The sequence below is a fragment of the Micromonospora sp. U56 genome (assembly GCF_018070095.1).
Lineage (GTDB): Bacteria > Actinomycetota > Actinomycetes > Mycobacteriales > Micromonosporaceae > Micromonospora > Micromonospora purpureochromogenes.
Genome location: NZ_JAGPYL010000272.1, coordinates 1 through 1,042 on the forward strand (window position 1 = coordinate 1; position 1,042 = coordinate 1,042).

The following is a 1,042-nucleotide window of genomic DNA, read 5'->3' on the forward strand; positions in this document are numbered from 1 at the left end:
CTAGGGCCTGTGTCGAAGTCGGTCACAGCCACTCGTTGATCGCGGCGATGTGCACGGTGGCTTCGTAGCGCACGGCGAGCTTGTCGAAGCGGGTCGCCACGGCCCGGTTGCGTTTGAGGCGGTTGATGCCGCACTCCACGGCATGACGCTGCTTGTACCGCTCGGGATCGAAGGCCGGTGGCCGGCCGCCCTTCGACCCCTTCTTACGCCGGTTGGCGTCCTGGTCGGCCTTCGACGGGATGGTCGCGGCGATCCCGCGCCGGCGCAGGTAGCGGCGGTTCGCCCGGGAGGTGTACGCCTTGTCGGCCAAGACCCGATCCGGGCGGGTCCGCGGTCGACCGGCGCCCAGACGGGGCACCCGGATGCCGTCGAGCACCGTCACGAACTGGGGACTGTCCCCGCGCTGCCCGGCGGTCAGCACGACCGACAACGGCTTCTGCCCCTGCTCGCATGCCAGGTGCAGCTTCGTGGTCAGTCCGCCCCGCGACCGCCCGAGCGCATGATCGTCGGGCTCAACCGCTACCCCGCCCGGCGGCTCGACCTGCAAATCCCCCTTTTACGCGCACCAGCGGCGTACTGATGCGCCCGGGCGACCGACGAGTCCACCGACACGTCCCACGTCACCCGCCCGGCCTCGTCGGCCACCGCCTGCAACATGGTCAGGATCTTCGCCCAGGTCCCGTCACGCTGCCAACGCCGGAACACCGCGTACGCCGCTGCCCAGGACCCGTAGCACTCCGGTATGTCCCGCCACGGCGCACCCACCCGGGTCCGCCACCTGATCCCATCAATGAGCTGTCGTTTCGTCCATGTGGGCGGCCGACCCGGCCTGCGTCCCACGGGCAGCAACGGCTCCAGCGCCGCCCACTGGGTGTCGGTCAGGTCATGCCGCCTCGTCACCGCTACAGTGGCCACGAGGTCTCCGTGCTGATGGTCTTCTTCGTCGATGAACCATCTACCGGAGACCTCACTATTTATCGGTCACCGCCACGCCGAAACTTCCTCACTCCTGCACCCGCAGCCGACTTCGACACAGGCCCTA

The 1,042-nt window shown here is 68.8% G+C and carries 1 protein-coding gene; it reads right to left on the reverse strand.

Features of this window, described 5'->3' with window-relative positions; translation table 11 throughout:
* Positions 1-22 precede the first annotated feature (22 nt).
* Positions 23-900, reverse strand: a protein-coding gene (locus KBX37_RS33940) for an IS5 family transposase (protein WP_374103950.1) whose coding sequence is annotated in 2 segments (ribosomal slippage) — positions 23-532 and positions 535-900 — 876 coding nt in all. Because the reading frame shifts where the segments join, the coding sequence is not laid out codon by codon here.
* Positions 901-1,042: the final 142 nt, after the last annotated feature.